We start from the raw sequence: 24,107 nt of genomic DNA on the forward strand, positions 1-24,107 counted from the left end.
GTTAGATAATAATTACTTAATTAAGGAGTCCAATACCCTTCTGCTTGGCAGTCTCCTTTTGTACACCAACCATATAAGTTGTAATAACCAAATTTTTGTATATAATCTGATTTGTAGTATAGTGTAATAATAGAAGAAGACGAAGAGGATTGAGTTCCATTATTCGTTGCCGTTGTTAATCCGCTGCTTACAGGGTCTTTATATAATAGTCTGCAATTGAAATTAGTATATGTATTTATCTTAGTTGATAAACCTACAGAAGCAGTAAGATACTCAGAATACTCTGTATATCCGAAGTTAAGTCTAGAACCAGCAGATTGATTGTTATCATCCTCTGTACCAAATTTAAGATTAAATTTAAATGGATTCATTTGTATTGAAGCATAACTGATAGTGCCACTTAAAGCTAACACTAAAGTAGAAAACAAAACGATCCGAAATTTCCTGCGCTGCTTAATTTTAGTTGACATAATGTAAATCTCCTTTCTTAATAACAATAATAGTTTAATTGTAGTTATACAGCAACTGTATTTAATATATATGCGCATAACAAAAGTATACAATAAATACCAAAAAAGTCAAGGAGGTTATTGTAAAAAAACCATTTATTTCAAAGAAAAATATTTACAAAAACCAGACATTATATTCTCACTTTCATCTTATAATAGTAAATAGGATATAGAATGTAAAAGGAAGGCATTGTATGCGAAAACGTTTGTTATTATGTACATTACTAATTGTGTTTATTTTGAGTTTGACAGCATGTAAGAAAGCAGAGAATAGTAAGGGATTTATTCCGCCAATGAAAGGTATTGTATGGGGGATGACACAAAAAGATGCATTGAAAGTTATTGGTGATGCGAAATACGAAACAATAGAGCTTGATGATGGAATGCATGTAGCAGTTATTTTGGCTGATCCAATCACACAATTTGGATCAGAAGCACAAATCTATCTACTGTTCTCAAAGGAATTGTGTAAGAATACAGAGAGTGGAGGAAGGTTACAGGCAGTTGTATTAAGGTATCCGAATATAACAGAGGAACAATTGCTTACGAATATGACAGACGAGATAGGAGATGTAACAAGAGACTCCTCTCCAATGAAGGAAGTTAAGAATTACATATGGGATAGTAAAGATGTTTTGAAAGACTTATCAAAGAATGATTATGAGAAAATTACGAACTTCTTGGAAAATAATGAGCAAGCAAGAAATCTTGTTGATCCAGATAATGGAATTGTATTAGATGTTTCGGCGGAACAACAACCAATTAATGCAATTGCGTTAAAAAAGATAACAACGAATGATGGTGATTCTTTAAGTGTAGTATATTATGGAGACTGGGCATATTTATTGAAGGTAATAAATGAAGAACAGTAATTGAGAATAATTTTTTATATATAGGGTAATAGACTAATTGCAATGATAAGTTAGTTCTATTACCCTAAAAAGATGTAAAAATTAAGTGAAAAATAAAGATGACAAATTGTATGCCAAAGAATACAAGAAATCGACAGTAGATAGGGTTGAAGTTTTGAAAAATGAGTAGTATAATGCTCAAGTCATATTATGATATAGGCAAAAAAGGCCTAACACATTCCAAGGAGGATTTTTATGAATAATTTAAAAGTAGGTGCTAAATTAGCACTAGGTTTTGGAGTTGCTATTCTAGCGATTATATATATCGGGATTTCTAGTTACATTAGTTTGGGGAAACTGAATGAAGGACAAGTAGATATGTATTCATGTGGTAAAAGTCTAGCAGCTATTAGTGGGACAGATTCTGAGATGAGAAATGTTCGCGTAGCATTGCAGATATTATTAAATGAGAAACAAAAAGATAAGGCGCAGATGAAAATCCAAGAGATAAACACTGCATATGGAGTTATTGATGAAAAACTAGCAGAATATAAAACATATTTGAATGGAAATTCAGAGGATACGGCAAATCTGGAAGAGCTTGAGAATAAGATAACTGTTTTTAAAGCTTCTCTTGAGGAAGTTAAGTCTGCTGTTTTAGCAGGAGATTATGTTTTGGCTAATGATTTAGCATACAGTGGTACATATCCAACTGTGAGAAACGAAGTTTTTACACAGTTACAAACTATGCTTAATTGGAACATTACTGCAATGGAGAATACAAGTGTTGAAGGGGAAGCAATCTATAATAAATCAGAAGTTAGTATCGTAGTGACGATTGGTTTTGCAATTCTTATTTCAGTGAGTTTGGCAATTTTTATTGCACTTGGGATTACAAAAGGACTACAATATATGCAGAAATTAGCAGGAGATATTGCTGATGGGGATTTAACAGTTGCTTTTGATAAAAAAATGTTAAAACGAAAAGATGAAGTTGGCAAGCTTTCGGTAGCATTAAACGAAATGAAGGATAAAACACATAAAGTGATAGCAGAAATTGTGTTATCAAGTAATGAAATATTAGATATGTCTGATGAATCGAATCAACGTTTTGTTGAGCTAAATCGATTTATTCAAGAAATTTCAGCAGCGACGGAAGAACTTTCGGCTGGAATGGAAGAAACAGCAGCTTCAGCAGAAGAATTAAATGCAACAGCGGAAGAGATTGATAATGCGGTAGAGGTAGTTGCTTCTAGATCTCAGGATGGTGCTAAAATGGCAGGAGAAATTGCTAGCCGTGCTAATAGTTTGAAAGAAGATTTTACTGTTGCAAAAGGAAAAGCAGATGATACATTCTACGCGATTAGAGACGGTTTGGAGGAATCGCTTGAGGAAGCTAAGAGCGTTGAAAAGGTTAATTCTCTTGCAGATGCAATTTTAGGAATTGCTGACCAGACGAACTTACTTGCGTTAAATGCAGCGATAGAAGCGGCTAGAGCAGGGGAAGCAGGGAAAGGTTTTGCGGTTGTTGCAGATGAAATTAGAAATCTAGCGGAAAATTCAAAGGAAACAGCTACTCAGATTTTAAGTGTTGCAAGTACGGTAATAGAATCTGTTGATTCATTAGTTGGTGATGCACATAAACTACTCAAATTTGTTGCAGATGATGTTACAAATGATTATGTATCTATGTTAGATGCGACTGCTGATTATAGTAGTGCGGCTAGAGATGTGGATGATATGACTGCTGATTTTAGTGCTACTTCTGAGGAATTGCAAGCATCTATTCAAGCAGTAGTAACTACGGTTGGAGAGGTTACTAGGGCGGCTGCCGAAGGTGCAGAAACAACAGGTGGTATTGCAGAACAGGTTAGTAAGGTTGCTAATAATGCTGAGGTTGTTATGGGGAACATGAACGAGACAAAGGATAACGCAATCAAATTAGGAAATTTAGTTAAAGGATTTAAAGTTAATTTCTAGTGAAATGATGTTCCTTAGTTTACCTTAGATGACTTTATGTTGCTGTGAACGTTTTGTGTGAACAGTAACGACTTTATTCAAAAATTGACATTAATTATAGGGGATGTTAAAGTAGAAACGGATAAAGATTTGATGGGATAAACTACAAGGAGGACATACATGGAGAAAGAAAAGAAGTTTCAAAAGATAAAAGATGTACGAAATAAAATAGTAATTGTTATTAAAAAAATATGGCACATATTCTCTTCCTATTGGAAAAGAAGTTTTGAAGATACATATCGAGGTCTTGCAATATGTTCGGTACTGTTTTCAGCGGTATCAATAGCAGTAGGATTAGAGATGTACTTTTCGCCACTGAATATAAACGGAATACTGTTTTGCTTAGCGGGATTCATAGGTGCTAGTATTCTGTTTCCACTACTATTTCTTGCTACGAAGATACTATTTGGAAGTAGTAGAAAGGGAGTAATTTATTGGTTCGTTCCATTTTTCCTTTTGTATACAGTAGCGTCAATGATAAATAGTCAAGAAGTGGCAGTCTTCTTCGCTGCAATTACCCTGATATGTATAGACTTTTTCGGAAGAAGTATGTGGGCAATTATAAAGCAAAGAAGGCGTACCATTACTCCTTTTGTTACATTGATAATTGCAGTATTAGGTTTAGGTGGAATCAGTGTGTTCTTGGTAAACGAAGGATTTAAAGACAAGTATATAGAGTCGTATCTTTCTATGAAGGAAGAGAATGTAATTGAAGGTAAGCAGTCGAAAGAGAAGGAAGTCTTTGCAAATGCAATCGCAAAGGGATCATATGAGACGACATCGTTAGAGTATGGAATTGGTGATTCTTACGATTTGCAGTCTTCTACCTATAATTTATCATCATTTGCACAGAGAAGTTCTATTGCAGGCTGGGTAATGAAACAACATTTTGGTTATGACCTAGAGAAAGTGCCTGTAACGGGTAAAGTATGGTATCCTGTAACGGAAAATAAATGTCCTGTTTTATATATTGTACATGGAAATCATAGTTATACAACACAGTCCTATCTTGGCTATGATTATCTAGGAGAATATTTGGCATCAAATGGCTATGTTGTAGTTTCTGTTAATGAGAATTGTTGTAATGAATTAAGTGATGAAAATGATGCAAGAGCGATTTTATTACTTGAAAATATAGAGCAAGTACTTCAATATAACAAAGAAGAGAATAATCCTTTATATAATAAGATAGCAGAAGAGAGTATAGCAATTGCGGGACATTCAAGAGGTGGTGAATGTGTATCAACAGCATATCTTTTCAATAACTATAGTCACTATCCAGACAATGGAAATATTCGATTTCATTATAATTTCTCAATTAAGTCTATTTTAGCAATAGCACCAACGGCAGATCAGTATATGCCAGCGCAACATGAAGTTTCTATAACAGATGTGAACTATCTGCTAATTCATGGTGTGAACGATCAGGATGTGCAGACGGTAATGGGAAATAAGTTGTATAAGAATACAACATTTTCAGGAGAAGGTGATTTCTTCAAATCAGCAATCTATATAGCAGGAGCGAATCATGGACAGTTCAATAGTGAATGGGGACGATATGATATGGGTTTTCCACTAAAATATTTCTTGAATGTGAAGAATATGATTGCGGTTGAGGAACAAGAAGATATATTGAAGATATTTACAAAGATATTCTTAGATGTGACATTAAAACAAGACACAACGAATAAAGATTTATTCAATAATTATCTCGCGTATGAAAGTTATCTGCCAAAGACGATTTATCAGCAGATGTACCAAAATTCTAGCTTTGAATGTGTAAGTGATTTTGAAGAGGATTCCGACTTAACAACAGCAACAATGGAAGGTGCTACGATTTCTGTATTGCATACCAGGGTTTGGGAAGAAATGAAAACGGCATATGGAGATGGTGGTACAAAAGAAAACTATGTGTTACGGATGAAGTGGAAAAACACAAGTATGGCAACTGTAAAATTCAAAATACCAAGTTATGATATGACGGGTAAGAATCTACAATTTGATATCGCAGACTTGCAAGAGGAAGAGATACAAACGCAATTAATTGATGGCACAGTAAGAATTACGGATAGTTTTAATCATGTAGCAAATGTAAAAATCAGTGATTGCGCAATAATATATCCGACATTACCAGTGCAATTATATAAAGTTAGCTTCTTGATGAATGAATATGAATATAAACATCAGATGCAAACGGTTTCTATGAAAGAAGAGCAGTTTTTGGCGGATAATCCAGAAATTAAAACGAATAATATTACATCAATCGAGATTATATTTGATTGTATGGAATATGGAAATATTAAAATTGACAATGTCGGCTTTGAGAAAAATAGATAAGAAAAAAATTTTGAGTTGACATATGTAAAATCGTGGTATATGATACTTATTGTAATAGAGAGCTATTATGATAAAAAGAATGTTACGTGTAAGTAATCTTGAGATAACAATTTTGTTATCAGATTGCACACTGTATGGAGGGACGACGATGATTATTATTACTCGCTAATTGGAATGGAACTTAATAACAAAAACGATTCGGTTGCCGATTTATTGGTTTCTGAGTCAAGAGCATGTTTCAAACACGCTCTTGCATAACAACAGTTGTTGATTATGTCATGTTTTTGTGCCATTTAGCAAGTATAGTATCTTCTCGTCTATCCAAGATAAATTATAGATGCATCTTATGTTGTATAATTAAGTGTAGAATAATTTTTATTGAATTATTCTATGTTTATGATATAACTAAGGTTCATTTTACGTTTGCTTTGATAAGAAGACACTAGGTATTTGCCTTGTGTCTTTTTTGTCGTTCATAGAGAGGTTTTGACCATACAATTACGTTGCTAAGGGCATGTGGTAGAGAGCTTAATGCGTTAGAAAGGGGATATGTTATATGAAATATCAAATCGTTGGTGGTATCGTTCGATTTGCAGCGACTACCATTTTAGAAAATATTAATTTTGAGATACGAGACAATGAAAAAATTGCAATCGTAGGTCGTAATGGTTGTGGTAAAACTACATTGTTGAATGTAATTGCAGGAAATATAGCACTGAATAATCTTGATAGTGATGAAGAAAGTGGAATCTATATGGCAGGGGGATTGAAAATAGGTTTCTTAAAGCAGATAGATTTCACGGATAATGTGTTATCAATTGAAGAGGAAATTATGAAAGTGTATGAACCAATACAATTGATACATAAGCGAATGGTCGAACTTACAGGGCAGATGGAAAAGGATTCATCTGAGAAGATATTGAATGAATACGGGAAACTATCAGCTATGTATGAAAGTGCTGGTGGATACACATTCAGACAGGATATGGAGACGATATTTCAACGTTTTGGATTTCCACTAGAAGACTTAAAGAAGCCAGTCAAAGAGTTATCGGGAGGGCAGCAGACAAGAATTGCATTTGTTAAGTTGCTACTTAGTAAGCCAGATGTTCTGTTGCTAGATGAGCCTACAAACCATCTGGATATGCCAACAATTGAATGGCTAGAAGGGTATCTCAAAAACTATAATAAAGCAGTTGTTATTGTATCCCATGACCGTATGTTTTTGGATCAGATTACACAAGTGACCTATGAGATAGAATATACCCATATTAAAAGATATCCGGGAAATTACAGTGCATTTATTCAAAGAAAACGACTTGATACAGATAAACAGGAGAAAGATTATATTGCACAGCAGAAGGAGATTGCAAGACTAGAAAAGCTTGTAGAACAGTGGAAGAACACGCCAACGAAAGTTGCTATGACGCGTTCTAAACTAAAGGCAATCGAGCATATGGATAAAATCGAGAAGCCAAGACGATTTGATACGAAGGCATTTCATGCACAGTTTTCTCCTAGAATAGAGTCACACAAAGAGGTAATGCGAATTAAGAAATTAGCAATCGGTTATGATACTATTCTTAGTACGGTTAATGTTGCTATCTTAAAAGGTGAGAAAATTGCTGTTATCGGTGAAAACGGAAAAGGAAAATCTACGTTACTAAGAACTCTAGTGGGACAAATAGAACCATTAGGAGGTGTATATGAATATGGTGTAGATGTGGAAATGGGATATTTTGAACAGCAGATGGCACAGTATTCTAGCGAGGAAACGATAATCGATGACTTCTGGAATGTCTATCCTGATTTGAAACAGACAGAAGTTCGAACTGCATTAGGACATTTTTTGTTCTCGCAAGATGATGTATTTAAGAAGATTAATCAACTATCAGGTGGTGAAAAGGTACGACTTGCCCTACTTAAGATATTCAATAAACGACCAAATTTCTTAATACTAGATGAACCTACAAATCACATGGATATGATAGGAAAGCAAGCACTTGAGAGTATGTTAAGAGCTTATACAGGAACGGTATTGTTCGTTTCACATGATCGCTACTTTATCAAAGAAGTGGCAACAGCAATGCTTGTATTTGAAGAGAATCAAGTTGTCTATTATCCATATGGATATGAAGAGTATCTAATGGAGAAGCAGAAAAAAGAAGTAGCTAACGTAGAGAAGACAAGTAAAAAAGTACAGGCAAAAACATTTAATGTGAACAATCCTACAGATAATCTAGGCGAATCAGAAACTGCTTGCGAGAAAAAGATAATCAATCCGGGGAAAGAGGAAGCAAAGAGAAAACGTCAGATAGTTAAGTTGGAGGAAAAGATAGCTGATTGTGAAGAGCGGATTGAATTATTAAAAGAAGAAAGTCTGAAAGAGGAGTATGCAAGTGACTATATGAAACTAGAAGAGCTTACAAATCAAATCGAGATGATAGAAAAAGAATGGGAAGAACATATGGAGAACCTAGATCTGATACAGCAAACCATAGCTTGCAATTATTAGAAGTACAAATTATAATGTAATTTATGGGCATCAGAGAAAAAAATGGAGGTATGGTATCATCATGGTTCGATTAAGACAAGGTAAGATAATTTTAGTATCAATTGCATTAATGCTTGCAGCTACTGGATGTAGCAGTGGTAAGAGTGCTGGAGATTATTATAAAGAGGGAATGAAACAATATAAGGAGCAAAAATATGAGGAAGCAAGTGCAAGTCTGAAAGAGGCTGTAACAAAGAATCCGAATAAAGCAGAATATTATATTGATTATGGTATGACTCTTATTCAATGTGAAAATTATGAGGAAGCATTGATTCAATTTGATAAGGCGATTCTTGATAAAGAGAATAAAATTGTTAGAGAGAATAATAAGATGGCGTATCGTGGTAAAGGAATTGTGTATTATAATTTAGCAGAATATGAATCAGCAGAAAAAGAATTCGAGAAAGCGTTAAAGATTACGGAACGTTCGGATTTAGATGTAGATATTCTCTTCTATCTTGGAGATGCGCAAACGAAAACATTGAATCAAGAAGGTGCAATTGCGACATATACAAAGATTATTGAGAAGAAAGCAAGCCAAAGTGACGCATACTATAAACGTGCAGTATTAAGAGGTCAAGTTGGAGAGCTTGCAGAATCAGTTGCAGATTTTGATAAGGCAATTTCTTATGATAAAGATAATTATGAATACTACTTTGGGAAATATGCAATCCTATTACAACAAGGTGATAGTACGGCAGCAGATGAAGTTATTAAGAGTGCACTTGCCATTAAGACAGAGTCGGATGAGGATTACTATAATGTAGCAATATTACATTTTTATCAAGGAAATAATGATACGGCAAAAGGTGAGTTCGCTACAGCGATTGAAAATGGATTTACAGGAGCATATTTTTACCTTGGAGAAATCGCTATGATGGAAAAAGAGTATGAAAGTGCAGCGGCGAATTATGAACAGTATATTCAGAGCATAACAAATCTAAAATCTGCGATTGTATATAATCAATTAGGGGAAGCATATCTTCAATTGGAGTCATATGAGCAAGCACTTAAAGCATTTGAAAATGGAATCAAGTTAAATGATAGCGCAGTTATGAAACCGTTAAAGCATAATGAAGTTGTTGCGTTAGAACGTCAAGGTGAGTTTGATAAAGCGTATAAGAAGGCAAAAAAATATTTGGAAGATTATCCAGGAGATGAGGGTATGACAAAAGAAGTTGAATTCCTCAAAACAAGACAGGAAGAAGCCCTCACGGATAATACGAAGTAGTTGATAGAAAGGGCATGGTATTAACATGGCGGAAACATATGAAGTAAAAGAACAAGAAGAAAGAATGATTTTAGTTGGCGTTGCTACAAGTGATGGCGATGATACAGCAGAATCACTTGATGAATTAGAAGAATTAATTAAAACGGCAGGAGCAGAGACAATCGCAAAAATAATTCAAAATCGCGAGAAGATACATCCTGGAACATATATTGGAAAAGGTAAGATTGAGGAAGTACGTTTACTTGCACAAGAGTTAGATGCAACTGGCGTAGTATGTGATGATGAATTGTCACCAGCGCAGCTTAAAAACCTAGAGGAAGCACTTCAAATTAAAGTAATGGACCGTACAGTTACGATTCTTGATATATTTGCACAGAGAGCTTCTACACGAGAAGGTAAGATTCAGGTTGAGTTAGCGCAATTAAAGTACCGTTCTTCACGTTTAGTAGGTCTTAGAAGTTCCCTATCAAGACTTGGCGGCGGTATTGGTACAAAAGGTCCTGGTGAGAAAAAATTAGAGATGGATCGTCGTTTAATTCGTGATAGAATTTCACAATTGAATCATGAACTTGATGATGTAGTACAAACAAGAGAGACAACAAGACAGCAAAGAAGCAAGAACCAGACACCTGTTATTGCAATTGTAGGATATACGAATGCGGGAAAATCTACGTTGTTGAATACGTTAACAAGTGCGGGAGTATTGTCGGAGGACAAATTGTTTGCAACACTTGATCCTACAACAAGAAATCTAAAACTAGAGAGTGGGCAACAGATTCTTCTAACAGATACCGTTGGATTTATTCGTAAATTACCACATCATTTGATCAATGCATTCCGTAGTACTCTTGAAGAGGCAAAGTATGCAGATATGATTATACATGTAGTAGATAGCTCGAACCCCGAAGCATACAAGCATATGCATGTTGTTTATGAAACGTTAGAAAATCTAGGTGTTAAGGACAAAAAAATCATTACTGCATTTAATAAAATCGATAAAGTGGAAGAGCCACAAATTCTAAAAGATTTTAAAGCGGATCGTACTATTTCAATGTCTGCGAAATCTGGAAAAGGATTAGAGGAACTTCTTGCTACGATTGAAGAAATATTAAAAGAACAAAAAATATTAATAGAAAAAGTATTTTCATATTCAGAAGCAGGTAAGATTCAAACTATCCGCAAATATGGGCAATTGCTAAAGGAAGAGTACCAAGGCGAGGGAATTTATGTAGAAGCATATGTCCCAAAAGAGATATATTTGCAACTAGAAAAATAGGTAATAAATACTATTGAAAACACAATATGTAGTATTTGGGCTGGAAAGCGTGCGTATATGTAGTAGATATATCGCTTGACTTAAAAGCTGTATTCTGATACAATTTAACCGATGAGGAAATCGAAAATCATGATTTTCTTATCGGTTTTTTTATTATAATTATAATGAATATTAGTGGGGAATTTTATAGCAGACACAAGATATAGTGCATCGATTGAGAAAGAAAATGAATTATGAAGGGAGAACGGTTTTATGTTTAATGTTGTTAAGAGAGATGGGGAAGTTGCAGAGTTTACCGTAAAGAAGATTTCGGATGCAATTTCAAAAGCATTTAATGCGACAGAAAAGCTTTATAATGATGATATCATTAATCTCTTAGTTCTACGTGTTACTTCGGATTTTCAGAACAAAATGAAAGATGGTGTAGTTAGCGTAGAGGATATTCAAGATTCCGTTGAACGTGTACTAGAACAAACAGGATATACAGATGTAGCAAAAGCATACATCTTATACCGCAAAAATCGTGAAAAAATCCGTAACATGAAATCGACAATTCTTGACTACAAAGAAATTGTTGATAGCTATGTGAAGGAAGAGGATTGGAGAGTAAAGGAAAACTCAACGGTAACATATTCTGTTGGAGGATTGATTCTTCATAATTCAGGATCAATAACTGCAAACTATTGGTTGTCTGAAGTTTACGACGAGGAGATTGCGGCTGCACATAGAAATGCAGACATACATATTCATGATTTATCTATGCTAACAGGATATTGTGCAGGCTGGTCACTTAAGCAATTGATTAAAGAAGGTCTTGGTGGTATTCCAGGTAAGATTACTTCATCACCTGCAAGTCATTTATCAACGTTATGTAATCAGATGGTTAATTTCTTGGGAATTATGCAAAATGAGTGGGCTGGAGCGCAAGCATTTTCATCGTTTGATACGTACTTAGCTCCTTTAGTTAAAGCAGACAATTTCTCATATAAAGAAGTAAAACAATGTATTCAATCCTTTGTCTATGGTGTAAATACACCGAGCAGATGGGGAACGCAAGCACCATTTTCTAACATTACTCTTGACTGGACTGTTCCAAATGATTTGGCAGAACTTCCATGTATCGTTGCAGGTAAGGAGATGGATTTTAAATATAAAGATTGTAAGAGAGAAATGGATATGGTGAATAAGGCATTCATCGAAATTATGATTGAGGGAGACGCCAATGGACGTGGCTTCCAATATCCAATTCCAACGTACTCTATTACAAGAGACTTTGATTGGTCAGAAACAGAAAATAATAAAATGTTATTCGAAATGACAGCAAAATATGGTACTCCATATTTCTCAAACTATATTAATAGTGATATGGAACCAAGTGACGTTCGTTCTATGTGCTGTCGTTTGCGACTTGATCTTAGAGAATTAAGAAAGAAAACAGGTGGTTTCTTTGGTTCAGGAGAAAGTACGGGAAGTGTTGGTGTAGTTACAATTAATATGCCACGTATTGCATACCTTGCGAAGAATGAAGAAGATTTCTTTAAGCGGCTAAATCGTATGATGGATGTAGCCGCACGCTCATTGATGGTTAAGAGAAAAATCATTTCTAAGTTATTAGAAGAAGGTTTGTACCCTTATACAAAGAGATATCTTGGAACGTTTGATAATCATTTTTCTACAATAGGTCTTATCGGTATGAATGAAGTAGGTTTAAATGCACGCTGGTTAGGAATGGATATGACAAGCAAGGAGACACAAGATTTTTCCGTTAAAGTATTAAAACATATGAAAGAACGTCTATCCGAATATCAAGTAGAGTATGGTGATTTGTATAATTTGGAGGCAACACCAGCAGAATCTACAACATATCGTCTTGCGAAACATGATAGAAAACGTTGGCCAGAGATTAAGACTGCTGGAAACGAAGGGGATACACCTTATTACACAAACAGTTCTCACCTACCAGTTAATTATACAGATGATATCTTCTCAGCATTGGATATTCAAGATCGTTTGCAAACATTATATACATCGGGAACGGTATTCCATGCATTCTTAGGTGAGAAACTTCCAGATTGGGAAGCAGCTGCAAAGCTGGTTCGTAAGATTGCAACAAATTATAAATTGCCATACTATACAATGTCTCCAACGTATTCAATCTGTAAGAATCATGGTTATATTAGTGGTGAGCATTTTACTTGTCCAGAATGTGGTGAGAAGGCAGAAGTTTATAGTCGTATCACAGGTTATTATAGACCTGTTCAAAACTGGAATGAAGGAAAATCACAAGAGTATGTAAATCGTAAGCTGTACAAGGCAGGAAATGCTTTTGAGGGAGCTGTTCAGGGACTTGAAAAGAGTGCAGTAGCCGAAGGGAAGGAAATCCATATAGTTGCTGATGAAAAAGAATGCAGTGATGTATCAAAAGATGGATTATATTTGTTTACAACAAAAACTTGTCCGAATTGTATCATGGCAAAAGCGTATCTCGAAGGCTTGGATTATGTAGTCGTTGATGCGGAAGAAAACATAGACGTAGCATCGGAACTTGGTATTATGCAGGCACCAACTTTACTTGAAGTAAAAGCGGGAAATGTGAAACGATACGTGAATGCTTCGAATATTAAGCGTTTTGTTGAAGAAAATTATGTAACGGTATAGGATAGCAAGGTTGCTGCTTGTACAAATCGTTCAAAGTAATAGAAAAAACAAGGGCTTTGCAGAGTGAGTTATGCAAAAGCTCTTGTTTTTTTGATATAGATACTTTAGAATAATGTAGGGTACACCCTATGTCAAGGGGAGTTACAATCAGAGAGCTAAGGAGGCAGTACATGAGTTTAGCAGATAATTTATTTATAGATATGTGTAAAGACATTTTAGAAAATGGCGTTAGTACAGAAGGAGAGAAAGTTCGCCCGAAATGGGAGGATGGTTCTTTTGCATATACAATTAAGAAATTCGGAGTTGTAAATCGTTACGACTTATCAAAAGAATTTCCAGCATTGACACTTCGCAGAACGGCTATCAAAACTTGTATCGATGAGATACTATGGATTTGGCAAAAGAAATCGAACAATGTGAATGATTTGAATAGTAAGATTTGGGATAGCTGGGCGGATGAGACAGGCTCTATCGGTAAGGCTTATGGTTACCAAGTTGGAGTAAAACATAGATATAAAGAAGGCATGATGGATCAGATTGACCGTGTTATCTATGATTTAAAGAACAATCCATATAGCCGTCGTATTATTACGAATCTTTATGTACACCAAGATTTAGATGAGATGCACTTATATCCATGTGCGTATAGTATGACATTCAATGTGACAAAGAAAGCAGATGGCAAGATGTATCTGAATGCGATTCTGAATCAACGTTCACAAGATATTCTTGCAGCAAACAGTATGAATGTGTGCCAATATGCAGTACTTATCCATATGTTAGCACAAGTATGTGATTTGGAAGTGGGAGAGTTTGTTCACGTAATTGCAGATGCTCATATCTATGACCGTCATATACCGATTATTGAAGAGTTAATTACAAGACCGACTTATGATGCGCCAACATTCTGGATGAATCCTGAGATAAAGGATTTCTATCAGTTTACAGTAGATGATTTCCGTCTTGATAATTATGTGACAGGGCCAAAGGTAGAGAATATTCCTGTTGCGATTTAGGTACGTGTCTGAAGAAAGAAAATAATGATAAAGGAGATATGCGCCCTAGGGCGGTATCACAGCAAGTTTGTGATATGCATGAGTGTATTATATGAATATAATCGTAGCAGTAGATAAGAATTGGGCGATTGGGAATAAGAATGATTTACTTGTTAGAATTCCTGCTGACCAACGTTTCTTTCGAGAAGAGACGACAGGGAAAGTGGTTATTATGGGACGTAAAACGTTAGAAAGTTTTCCTCAAAGTAAGCCATTGCCAAATCGAATGAATATTGTAATTACAAGAAAAGCAGATTATAAAGTAGATGGAGCAACTGTTGTAGGCAGTATAGAGGAAGCGCTTGAATTAGTGAAAGATTATAAATCAGAAGATGTCTTTGTTATCGGTGGTGATTCTATCTATCATCAAATGCTTTCATATTGTGATGTTGCTCATATAACGAAGATTGATTATGGTTATGAAGCGGATACGTATTTTCCGAATCTTGATGAAATGCCAGAATGGAAGATTACAGATCAATCCGATGAGCAGACGTATTACGATTTAGAATATTGGTTTATTAAATATGAAAGACAAAACTAATAGATAGTAAAATCGATATGATTAATTAGAATAGTAGTATATAAATTATATAACTATAATGAATATAAGCTATAAACAATTGATATGTAAAAAGATTTTGTGAAACTATTGAATTTCATTTTTGAGAAGACTAATATATATTTCAGAAGTGGATAAGTGCTTACTGTTCACACAAAGCGTTCGCAACAACGATAAGTTACAATTAGGAAGGTGAATGATTATGTTAAATATTAGATATGAAAAAACAACTACACCAAATGAATTACCAGCAGAAGATAATCCATTAAAATTTGGTACAATCTTTACAGATCATATGTTTATTATGAATTACGAAACTGGTAAAGGATGGCATGATGCAAGAATTGTTCCTTATGCACCAATTACGTTAGCTCCTTCAGCTATGGTATTTCACTATGGTCAAGAGATGTTTGAAGGCTTAAAGGCATATAAAACAGAAGATGGAAGAACATTATTATTCCGTCCAGACAAGAATATAGAGAGAGCAAATAATACAAACAGAAGAATCTGTATCCCAGAAATTCCAGAGGAAGCTTTCTTAGATGCATTAAAAGCGCTTGTTAAAACAGATGAAGCTTGGATTCCAACAAAACCAGGAACATCTTTATACATTAGACCTTTTGTTATTGCAACAGATCCGTTCCTTGGCGTTCGTCCATCAGACACATATATGTTTATGATTATTTTATCACCAGTAGGTGCTTACTATCCGGAAGGGCTTAATCCAGTTAAGATTTGGATTGAAGATGAATATGTTCGTGCTGTTAAGGGTGGAGTTGGTGAAGCGAAAACAGGTGCTAACTATGTTGCTTCTTTAGCTGCTCAAGTAAAAGCACATGATGATGGATATTCACAAGTATTATGGCTTGATGGTGTTGAGAGAAAATACATTGAAGAAGTTGGAGCAATGAACATCTTCTTTAAGATTAATGGAACAGTAGTTACCCCTAAATTAAATGGTAGTATCTTACCTGGTGTTACAAGAAATTCTGTTATTGAATTATGTAAATCATGGGGCGTTCCTGTAGATGAGAGAAGAATCTCTGTAGATGAATTATATGAAGCGTCGAAAGATGGTTCTTTAGAAGAGGTATTTGGTACAGGTACAGCAGCAGTTATCTCACCAGTAGGTCATCTTCGTTTTGAAGATCATGTAATGCAAGTTAATGATGGTGGAATTGGTGAGCTTAGCCAAAGAATCTATGATACGATTACAGGCATTCAATTAGGTAAAGTGGAAGACACATTCAACTGGGTTGTTGAAGTAAAATAAAGAACAGAAAGAGAAGAAGCCGAGAAGTTTGGTTTCTTCTTTTTCTAGTTGTCATACCCACGTTAATTTGTTAGAATAATTGTAGTTATTCAAGAAACATATTTTTTGCAATTTGTGTGCACAAACTAATTGGATAGACGTAATCTTGAAAATTAGTTATATAGAAAAGAAAAGAGAGGTACAAGTATAGTGGCAGAGAATTTCAAAAATACAGCCGTAATCACAAGCGTAGTTAAATTACAAGAAGATATTGTCAGTATGTGGCTTAAAGATAAAGAGATTGCTATGGCGGCAAAACCAGGACAATTCGTTTCGTTCTATTGCAAGGATGGAAGTCGTCTATTACCTAGACCAATTAGTATCTGTGAGATTAATCAAAGTGAAGGAACATTACGATTTGTATTCCGTTTAGTTGGCGAAGGAACAAAGGAAATCGCTACGTATCAAGTAGGAGATACCATTACAATTATGGGGCCTCTTGGTAATGGATTTACATTAGAAGGTAAGAAAGCAATCCTAATCGGTGGTGGAATTGGAATTCCTCCAATGTTAGAGTTAGCGAAACAACTTAATATAGAGAAAAGCATTGTACTGGGATACAGAGATGTTACATTTATGAATGAAGAATTTGAATCTCATGGTGATGTATACATTGCAACAGAAGACGGGAGTACAGGTGTAAAAGGAAATGTTATTGACGCCATTCGTGAACATGCGCTTGACGCGGATATCATCTTTGCTTGCGGGCCAACGCCAATGCTTCGTGGAATTAAAGCATATGCACTAGAGAATGGAATCAAAGCTCAAATCTCTCTTGAAGAGAGAATGGCATGTGGTATTGGTGCATGTCTTGCCTGTGTATGTAAAACAAAAGAAGTTGACCATCATACGCATGTTCATAACACAAGAATATGCAAAGACGGTCCAGTATTCTATGCTGAGGAGGTAGAACTATAATGAATCTAAAAGTAAACTTAGCTGGTGTAGAACTTAATAACCCAGTAATGACTGCCTCTGGTACATTTGGTTCTGGAATTGAGTATAGTGATTTTGTTGATTTGAATCGTTTGGGCGCAGTTGTGACAAAAGGTGTAGCAAATATACCTTGGGAAGGAAATGCGACTCCAAGAATTGCTGAGACATATGGTGGTATGCTGAATGCAGTAGGATTACAAAATCCTGGTATTGATGTATTTGCAGAGAGAGATTTACCATTTCTTAAAAAGTACGATACGAAAGTAATTGTAAATGTATGTGGTAAGTCGGAACGTGACTATGTTGAGGTTGTAGAACGATTAGCCAATGAATCGGTTGATTTGTTAGAGATTAATATATCATGTCCGAATGTAAAAGAAGGTGGAATTGCTTTTGGACAAAATGCAAAAAGCGTGGAAGAGATCACTCGTGCAGTAAAGAAAGTGGCAAAACAGCCAATTATTATGAAGTTAAGCCCGAATGTTACGGATATTACAGAGACAGCGAAAGCAGCAGAAGCTGGTGGAGCAGATGTGTTATCATTGATTAATACGCTTACTGGAATGAAGATTGATGTTAATAAAAGAAGTTTTGTATTAGCTAATAAAACAGGCGGATTATCAGGCCCAGCGATTAAACCTGTTGCAGTTCGTATGGTTTATCAAGTTGCAAATGCAGTAAGCTTGCCAATTATTGGAATGGGTGGTATTATGAATGTGGAAGATGCTTTAGAATTCATAATGGCAGGAGCAACAGCGGTATCTGTAGGTACAGCGAACTTCGCAAATCCAACAGCAACAATGGAAATCGTAAAAGGTTTAGAAGAGTATCTGAAAAAGAATTCGATTGAAGATATTAACTCTTTGATTGGTTGTGTAAAATAGTATAGTGAAGAGCTTGTGTTAGAGCAAAAGAAAATTAAAACATATCAGAAAACAGGAGGATATACAATGGAACAATATAAGAAAGAGTTTATTGAATTTATGGTGGATTGTGGCGTATTAAAGTTTGGAGATTTCGTTACGAAGAGTGGAAGAAAGACGCCTTTCTTTGTAAATACAGGATTTTACCGTAAAGGTGCACAATTACGTAAACTAGGTGAATATTATGCGAAGGCAATCGAAAGCAAATTTGGATTTGACTTTGATATTCTTTTTGGACCAGCTTATAAAGGAATTCCTCTAAGTGTAGCGACTACAATGGCAATCAGTGAACATTATGGCGTAGATATCGGATACTGTTCAAATCGTAAAGAAGAAAAGGACCATGGAGATACAGGCATCCTTCTTGGAAGCCCTATTCAGGATAAGAACAAAGTTGTTATTATCGAAGACGTAACAACGGCTGGAACATCGATTCAAGAAACACTACCAATTCTTAAAGCACAAGGAGATGTTGATGTTCTTGGACTTGTAGTTTCTGTAGATAGAATGGAACGTGGTCAAGGAACTAAGAGTGCATTAAGTGAGATAGAAGAAGCATATGGTTTAAAGACAACAGCAATTGTAACTATGGCAGAAGTTGTAGAACACTTGTATAATAATCCGTATAATGGTAAAATTATTATTGACGATACATTAAAAGAAGCGATTGATGCATATTATGTTCAATATGGTGTGCAAGAATAACTTCTATTGATTGGAGGAATGAAGATGGGCGAAAAAGTATATAAAACTATGAAATCAGTAGGAACATGTAATCTAGTATTAGGCATCTGCATTATCGTGTTTGGTATTGGAGCAGGTGTTGCTACGATTGTTAATGGTGGAAGATTACTTAGCAAGAAGTCGGATATATTGTTTTAAGTAATTATAGGGAATAAGTAACAAGGCACAACTTGATTGACATCATTTTGTGCCTTGTATGCTTTATCATGCAATGGGAATGGGAATTTTAGTGGATATAATAAGCCTTGTAGCACTGCAGAGATGCTATAAGTTGTAATAGAAAAAATACATATTTTATTAAATAATAAATAAAAAATAGGAAATTAGTACCCTATTCCATATCTAACACTTGAAAAAAGGCGTTAACTCTGATACGATTATGTTTGTGGTCTTTCAACCAACACGCAAGATATGATATTATGAAGAAGAGCCGCATTCATATCTTTCGTATAATAGGCAGCAAGTATTATAAGGAGTTTATAATACTTAAGAGGAGGAAAAATGAAAAAAATCACTAAAAGTTTAATCGCAGTGCTTGCGTTATGTTTAGCATTTGCATTAACAGGATGCTCAGACAAGAAGGCAGAAAAAAAATACCACGATGATGTAGAGGCAATACAAAGCAATATAATATTGGCTAATTCAACAATGCTTACAGATTTACAAACATTTATAGCAGATGTAACAAATGAAGATGCAAAAGCAAAAGTTCTTGAAGATATTAAGACAATGGAAACAGAATTTACTACATTAAGAGATTTAACAGCTCCCAAAAGATATAAAGAGGCACAAATTGTTTATAAAGAAGCAGCAGAAGAAGGATTAAAAGGAACTGAAGATTATTCTGTAGCAATTCAAAATTGTACAGAGGCAGTATTCACAGATCAAACAGCTAATGATGAATTCATGACACGTATTACAGAAGGTGACGATCATATTACGGCAGCTGGTACAAAAATTTCAGAAGCAAGTCAAATTGCTAACGAAGCAAATAAATAACGGTTAGTTATTTGTTGATATAATAATAAAAGATAAGTATTATAAGGACGTTATAGTACATAAAAGGAGAAGAAAATGAAAAAAATTAGTAAAATTTTAATTGCAATGCTTACTTTATGTTTAGCATTCGCATTAACAGGATGTTCAGACAAGAAAGCTGAAAAACAATATTATGATGATGTTCAAGAGATACAAACTAATTTAACAACAATTAATTCATCATTTTTAACTGACTTACAAACATTTGCATCAGATGTGACAAATGAAGATACAAAAAAAGCATGTCTTGATGATATTAAAAAGTTAGAAGATGAACTTATTAAGTTAAGAGATATAACAGCACCAAAGAAATATAAAGAGGCACAAGTTGTATTTAAAGAAGCAGCAGAAGAAGCATTAAAGGGTACAGAACCTTACCGTTCAGCAGTTGAAGCTTGTACAGAAGAGATATATACAGATGAAGCTGTTTATACAAGCTTTATTGAGCTTATTACAGAAGGTGACGAGTTCATGGCAACAGCTACTACGAAAATGTCAGAAGCAGTAAATCTTGTTAATACAGCAAACAAATAAATATATTTAATAAAAACATAGAAGTTCATGAAAAAATGGATTTCTATGTTTTTTTAATATAAAAACACACCATGTAAAAAAATGGTTTACAAATGAGAAAAATTGGTATATAATCTTTTTATCTGAAACAAATCTTATAATATCTGGTTTATTATTTTATTTCATTTATGTTCTAAAAACAATCCAAAAATTTTCAAAGAGTATTCAAAAATAAGTTCATAATAAAAGGAGGAATGAATGGCGAAGGCAATAGGTTTCATTGGTGTACCTAGTCGAGACATTGTGTACTATATAGGTAGAATACTACGTATATGTGGGCAAGAGGTGTTGGTTGTTACATACCAAGAAGAGAAGAAGGCGGTATGTCAACCGAGTTATAATATGGGGCTTGACTGGCTAGAATGCAGTAGAGAATGGCTTCAAGAGCATAAGGAAATAGTAGACTCATATTCTTATGTTTTATATGAAGTGGAAATCTGTGAGGAGGGAATAGAAAGAGATTTAGATAATACATTTGATTATATTGTTGTAATTACAAATCTGTATAAGAGGGTGATGCAAGGAGCAGCCCAAATAATATCGCAATATAAGAAGCAATGTATCTTAATCGTGAGAGACATCTGTAATAAGAGGCTTGATAGTAAGTATTTTATTCGCAATTATCCACTGTGTGAGGAATGGTGTATTATAAATGAGATCTGGCTAGATAGTTATGATCTTTATTATAAGCAGTGTTTAGAATTTGAAGAAGGGAAGAATTTTAGGAATATGTCGAATGACATGATTAAAACGTTGGCGTGTATCGTAAGACAGATGCAATTGTTTACAACAAGAGAGATTCATTCTGCAATACAGCAGTTAAAGAAAGGGGGAGGGGAATGCTAATTGCGTTTTACAGTGATATTCGAGGAAATGCAGGAACGACAAGTAATCTCTGTTGTTTAGCAGCATACTATGCAATTAGAAAGAAGCAAAAGATTTTACTTTGGGAGAATCATAGAAACTGGAATCGAATTGAGGATAACTTTACTCCAAGAACAAGATTATCACTTCTATGCGAAAGCATTACGCCTTATCATATGAATGCGTCGAAAGAATTGTTTTGTCGGTTACAGAGTAAGGAAAAACTTGAGTTGGTATGGCAAGTAGAAGAATTAGCGGAAGAGTTATACACGGATACGTTATATTATCTTCCAAATCGTCAGATTGAAAATGCGCTTTTAGAAAAAGAGCTTATGAAGATACTGCCACAGTTTATTACGTTGTGTAGGGAAAGTGAAGAACTTGTATTTGTGGATTTACAGGACATGAATAAAGCGAGTACACAGTACATTCTTGAAAAGGCAGACCTTGTTATGCTAAATCTTATGCAACATATGAATCCTTTTGGAAAAAAGGAATTAAGAAAACATATATCTATATCGAATGTTCGATATCTTATTGGCAATTATCAGCCGAATTCCAAAATCAATATTAAAAATATAGCTAGAAAATATAAGATTCCATCTATGGATATTGCTACAATTCCTTACAACATTCTTTGCAAAGAGGCAATGTCAGAAGGAAGAGTAATAGATTTTATATCAGCAAATATAGAGTGCAAGCAAGGGGATTATAATTATCCTTTTATGTATGCGCTTGAACAGGCAGCAAAAATGTTAAATGAAGCAATGCAATCAATTGACAAAGGTAGGTGTGAAGATTGTTGCATATAGGAAAGAGAAAACGTATAGAAATTGAGCGAAAGCAAATTACAACAATAGCTGAGTTACAAATGGAAGTAGAGAATACATTTCGTGAGATGTTACGCTCAAACATATATGATAGTAATGGGAATCATACAAACCAACAAAAACAGGCGAAAAGGAGGAGAGAATTAAGGAAAGCGTTAAAAACATGTACATTTGGCGACTGGCAAGCCAAATTATATATTAAAGAATATATCGTGGATATGTTAATTGGAAAATTTCAATTTAAGGAGGGAGATTTAGAGAATTTTATTGGTTTTGAAAGTGGGGATTTATCTGCAAGAGAAAAATTTGATATCCTTCTATATCAATATATTCAAAAGTATGAGAGTAACGCATTAATAAAGATGATAGAAACATATAAGTTAGATGCACCTAAAGTGAATGATGATGGAGAAGCATATTATGAAATTACAGATACGCAAATTCATGCAATGTATCATCGAAGTCATATGTGTTTGGATCTCTATGATAAATTACAGATTCTAAGCCAAAGACTATATTCCTGCTATCGTGGAAATGGTGTAATAGATGAGATTCGTGATATGTCGATAGATGGTGTATCAGCAGGTGTATCTGGGATTACAAACAATATGGAGGTAGAACGGTTTGGAGAAGTCAGAGTATTACCTGCTTCCTATGAAAGCATCTGGTTGTTTTATAAAGGAAAGTCCATTCATCTATCATTCTTAGGGTTTGAAAGCAAGAAAGAGTTAATTCGAGTCTGCAAGAATATCTATCGTTATAATAATCCTGGGCAATTATCCGAAGTACGAGGATATATCGTTAATGAAATGGTAGATGGATCTCGTGTAGCGGTTGCTAGACCACCATTTTGTGAAGGGTGGGTACTCTTTGTTCGTAAGTTCCATAAAGAGATGCAAAAGGATATTAGCACGTTAATTACGGGTAATAATTGTATGCTGCCGATTCAGTTGATGAAATGGCTGATTAAAGGGTGTCAGGTTATTGCAATTACGGGAGAACAAGGTTCTGGAAAAACAACGTTGTTAATGTCGCTAATTCGCTATATTCGCCCTACCTACAATCTTCGCGTGCAGGAGCTGTCATTCGAATTACACCTAAGAAAGATTTATCCGAAGAGAAACATTGTATCTTTTAAAGAAACGGATTATGTCAGTGGTGTAGAAGGATTAGACTTTGCTAAAAAAACGGATGGAACAGTAAGTATATTAGGAGAAGTGGCAACGGCAAGTGTTGCTAGTCAGATGATAGGAATGTCACAGGTGGCATCGCTTTTTACACTGTTTACCCATCATGCAAAAACAACAAAGGACTTAATCTACGCCATGAGAAATGCATTACTTACAGAAGGAGGATTTCAGAATGAGACGGCAGCGACAAGACAAGTAGTTGATGCAATTCAATTTGATGTACATATGTGCAAGCATGCAGATGGTCATAGATATATAGAAAGAATTTCGCAGATTATTCCTATAAGGCAGAGTATTATACAAACATGTTATCGTTCCTCTAAGGATGATGATGTAGTTGAGCCACAATTCTTAGTTTCCGATATTGTCGTATATGAAAAAGGAAGATATCAATTAAAAAACCCAATAAGTGAAGAGATAAATAAACAGATTTTACGGCATCTTACGGTATCAGAAGAAGAGGAATTCATTAAGAATCAGCAAGAATGGGGGAATGTGCACTGATAATATTAAATTTCTTAAAAGTGAGAAGGCAAATTCAAGAATGGATTCTACCTAATCAGGAAGAGAAAATTGAATACGAGACGAGAAGATATCTGCGTGCAGAAGGAGCGTTTATTCTTGGATTTATATGTGTAGCATTAT

General features: G+C 34.8%; 20 protein-coding genes. 19 read left to right on the forward strand and 1 reads right to left on the reverse strand.

Going from position 1 to position 24,107, the window contains the following annotated elements; all coding sequences use genetic code 11:
* Positions 1 to 20: 20 nt before the first annotated feature.
* Positions 21 to 371, reverse strand: coding sequence for a hypothetical protein (locus tag RMR19_RS12635; protein ID WP_310603848.1), 351 nt, complete (start codon positions 369 to 371; stop codon positions 21 to 23).
* 332 nt (positions 372 to 703) lie between these two features.
* On the opposite strand from RMR19_RS12635, the gene RMR19_RS12640 reads away from it, so the two are divergent.
* From RMR19_RS12640 to RMR19_RS12730, 19 genes are all read left to right on the forward strand, one after another.
* On the forward strand, positions 704 to 1,381 hold the full coding sequence (locus RMR19_RS12640; protein ID WP_310603849.1) for a hypothetical protein: 678 nt from the start codon (positions 704 to 706) through the stop codon (positions 1,379 to 1,381).
* A 234-nt stretch (positions 1,382 to 1,615) separates the two neighbouring features.
* The gene (locus tag RMR19_RS12645) at positions 1,616 to 3,340 is read left to right on the forward strand and encodes a methyl-accepting chemotaxis protein (RefSeq protein ID WP_310603850.1); all 1,725 of its coding nucleotides are present in this window, start codon (positions 1,616 to 1,618) and stop codon (positions 3,338 to 3,340) included.
* A gap of 159 nt (positions 3,341 to 3,499) precedes the next feature.
* Positions 3,500 to 5,716 (forward strand): poly(ethylene terephthalate) hydrolase family protein, encoded by a 2,217-nt coding sequence (locus RMR19_RS12650; protein WP_310603851.1) that lies wholly within the window; start codon positions 3,500 to 3,502, stop codon positions 5,714 to 5,716.
* A 556-nt stretch (positions 5,717 to 6,272) separates the two neighbouring features.
* On the forward strand, positions 6,273 to 8,231 hold the full coding sequence (locus tag RMR19_RS12655) for an ABC-F family ATP-binding cassette domain-containing protein (RefSeq protein ID WP_310603852.1): 1,959 nt from the start codon (positions 6,273 to 6,275) through the stop codon (positions 8,229 to 8,231).
* A 61-nt stretch (positions 8,232 to 8,292) separates the two neighbouring features.
* Positions 8,293 to 9,501 carry a tetratricopeptide repeat protein gene (locus tag RMR19_RS12660; RefSeq protein WP_310603853.1) on the forward strand — a complete coding sequence of 403 codons (1,209 nt, stop codon included), beginning with the start codon at positions 8,293 to 8,295 and terminating at the stop codon, positions 9,499 to 9,501.
* Positions 9,502 to 9,526: 25 nt separating this feature from the next.
* On the forward strand, positions 9,527 to 10,777 hold the full coding sequence (gene hflX, locus RMR19_RS12665; RefSeq protein WP_310603854.1) for a GTPase HflX: 1,251 nt from the start codon (positions 9,527 to 9,529) through the stop codon (positions 10,775 to 10,777).
* A gap of 252 nt (positions 10,778 to 11,029) precedes the next feature.
* On the forward strand, positions 11,030 to 13,435 hold the full coding sequence (locus tag RMR19_RS12670; RefSeq protein ID WP_310603855.1) for a ribonucleoside triphosphate reductase: 2,406 nt from the start codon (positions 11,030 to 11,032) through the stop codon (positions 13,433 to 13,435).
* Between the two features lie 170 nt (positions 13,436 to 13,605).
* The gene (gene thyA, locus RMR19_RS12675; RefSeq protein ID WP_310603856.1) at positions 13,606 to 14,451 is read left to right on the forward strand and encodes a thymidylate synthase; all 846 of its coding nucleotides are present in this window, start codon (positions 13,606 to 13,608) and stop codon (positions 14,449 to 14,451) included.
* Positions 14,452 to 14,542: 91 nt separating this feature from the next.
* Positions 14,543 to 15,034, forward strand: a complete 492-nt coding sequence (locus tag RMR19_RS12680) for a dihydrofolate reductase (protein WP_310603857.1) — start codon at positions 14,543 to 14,545, stop codon at positions 15,032 to 15,034.
* Between the two features lie 220 nt (positions 15,035 to 15,254).
* Positions 15,255 to 16,325 (forward strand): branched-chain amino acid aminotransferase, encoded by a 1,071-nt coding sequence (locus RMR19_RS12685; protein ID WP_310603858.1) that lies wholly within the window; start codon positions 15,255 to 15,257, stop codon positions 16,323 to 16,325.
* A gap of 189 nt (positions 16,326 to 16,514) precedes the next feature.
* A complete protein-coding gene (locus RMR19_RS12690) occupies positions 16,515 to 17,282 on the forward strand; it encodes a dihydroorotate dehydrogenase electron transfer subunit (RefSeq protein WP_310603859.1) in 768 nt (255 codons plus the stop codon).
* Positions 17,282 to 18,184 (forward strand): dihydroorotate dehydrogenase, encoded by a 903-nt coding sequence (locus tag RMR19_RS12695; protein WP_310603860.1) that lies wholly within the window; start codon positions 17,282 to 17,284, stop codon positions 18,182 to 18,184. The genes RMR19_RS12690 and RMR19_RS12695 overlap by 1 nt, the downstream gene beginning before the upstream one ends.
* Positions 18,185 to 18,250: 66 nt before the next feature.
* Entirely contained in the window at positions 18,251 to 18,928 is a 678-nt protein-coding gene (pyrE, locus tag RMR19_RS12700) for an orotate phosphoribosyltransferase (RefSeq protein ID WP_310603861.1), read from the forward strand.
* A gap of 24 nt (positions 18,929 to 18,952) precedes the next feature.
* A complete protein-coding gene (locus RMR19_RS12705) occupies positions 18,953 to 19,105 on the forward strand; it encodes a hypothetical protein (protein ID WP_310603862.1) in 153 nt (50 codons plus the stop codon).
* Between the two features lie 363 nt (positions 19,106 to 19,468).
* Positions 19,469 to 19,966 carry a hypothetical protein gene (locus RMR19_RS12710; protein ID WP_310603863.1) on the forward strand — a complete coding sequence of 166 codons (498 nt, stop codon included), beginning with the start codon at positions 19,469 to 19,471 and terminating at the stop codon, positions 19,964 to 19,966.
* A 75-nt stretch (positions 19,967 to 20,041) separates the two neighbouring features.
* The gene (locus RMR19_RS12715; RefSeq protein WP_310603864.1) at positions 20,042 to 20,539 is read left to right on the forward strand and encodes a hypothetical protein; all 498 of its coding nucleotides are present in this window, start codon (positions 20,042 to 20,044) and stop codon (positions 20,537 to 20,539) included.
* A gap of 237 nt (positions 20,540 to 20,776) precedes the next feature.
* A complete protein-coding gene (locus tag RMR19_RS12720) occupies positions 20,777 to 21,424 on the forward strand; it encodes a hypothetical protein (RefSeq protein WP_310603865.1) in 648 nt (215 codons plus the stop codon).
* Complete coding sequence (locus RMR19_RS12725) at positions 21,418 to 22,254, forward strand: hypothetical protein (protein ID WP_310603866.1); 837 nt, start codon at positions 21,418 to 21,420, stop codon at positions 22,252 to 22,254. The genes RMR19_RS12720 and RMR19_RS12725 overlap by 7 nt, the downstream gene beginning before the upstream one ends.
* Complete coding sequence (locus RMR19_RS12730; RefSeq protein WP_310603867.1) at positions 22,245 to 23,966, forward strand: ATPase, T2SS/T4P/T4SS family; 1,722 nt, start codon at positions 22,245 to 22,247, stop codon at positions 23,964 to 23,966. Before RMR19_RS12725 ends, RMR19_RS12730 begins: the two co-directional genes overlap by 10 nt.
* Positions 23,967 to 24,107 lie beyond the last annotated feature (141 nt).

This window comes from Anaerosporobacter sp., from assembly GCF_031551385.1.
In the GTDB taxonomy this organism is placed as follows: Bacteria; Bacillota; Clostridia; order Lachnospirales; family Lachnospiraceae; genus Anaerosporobacter.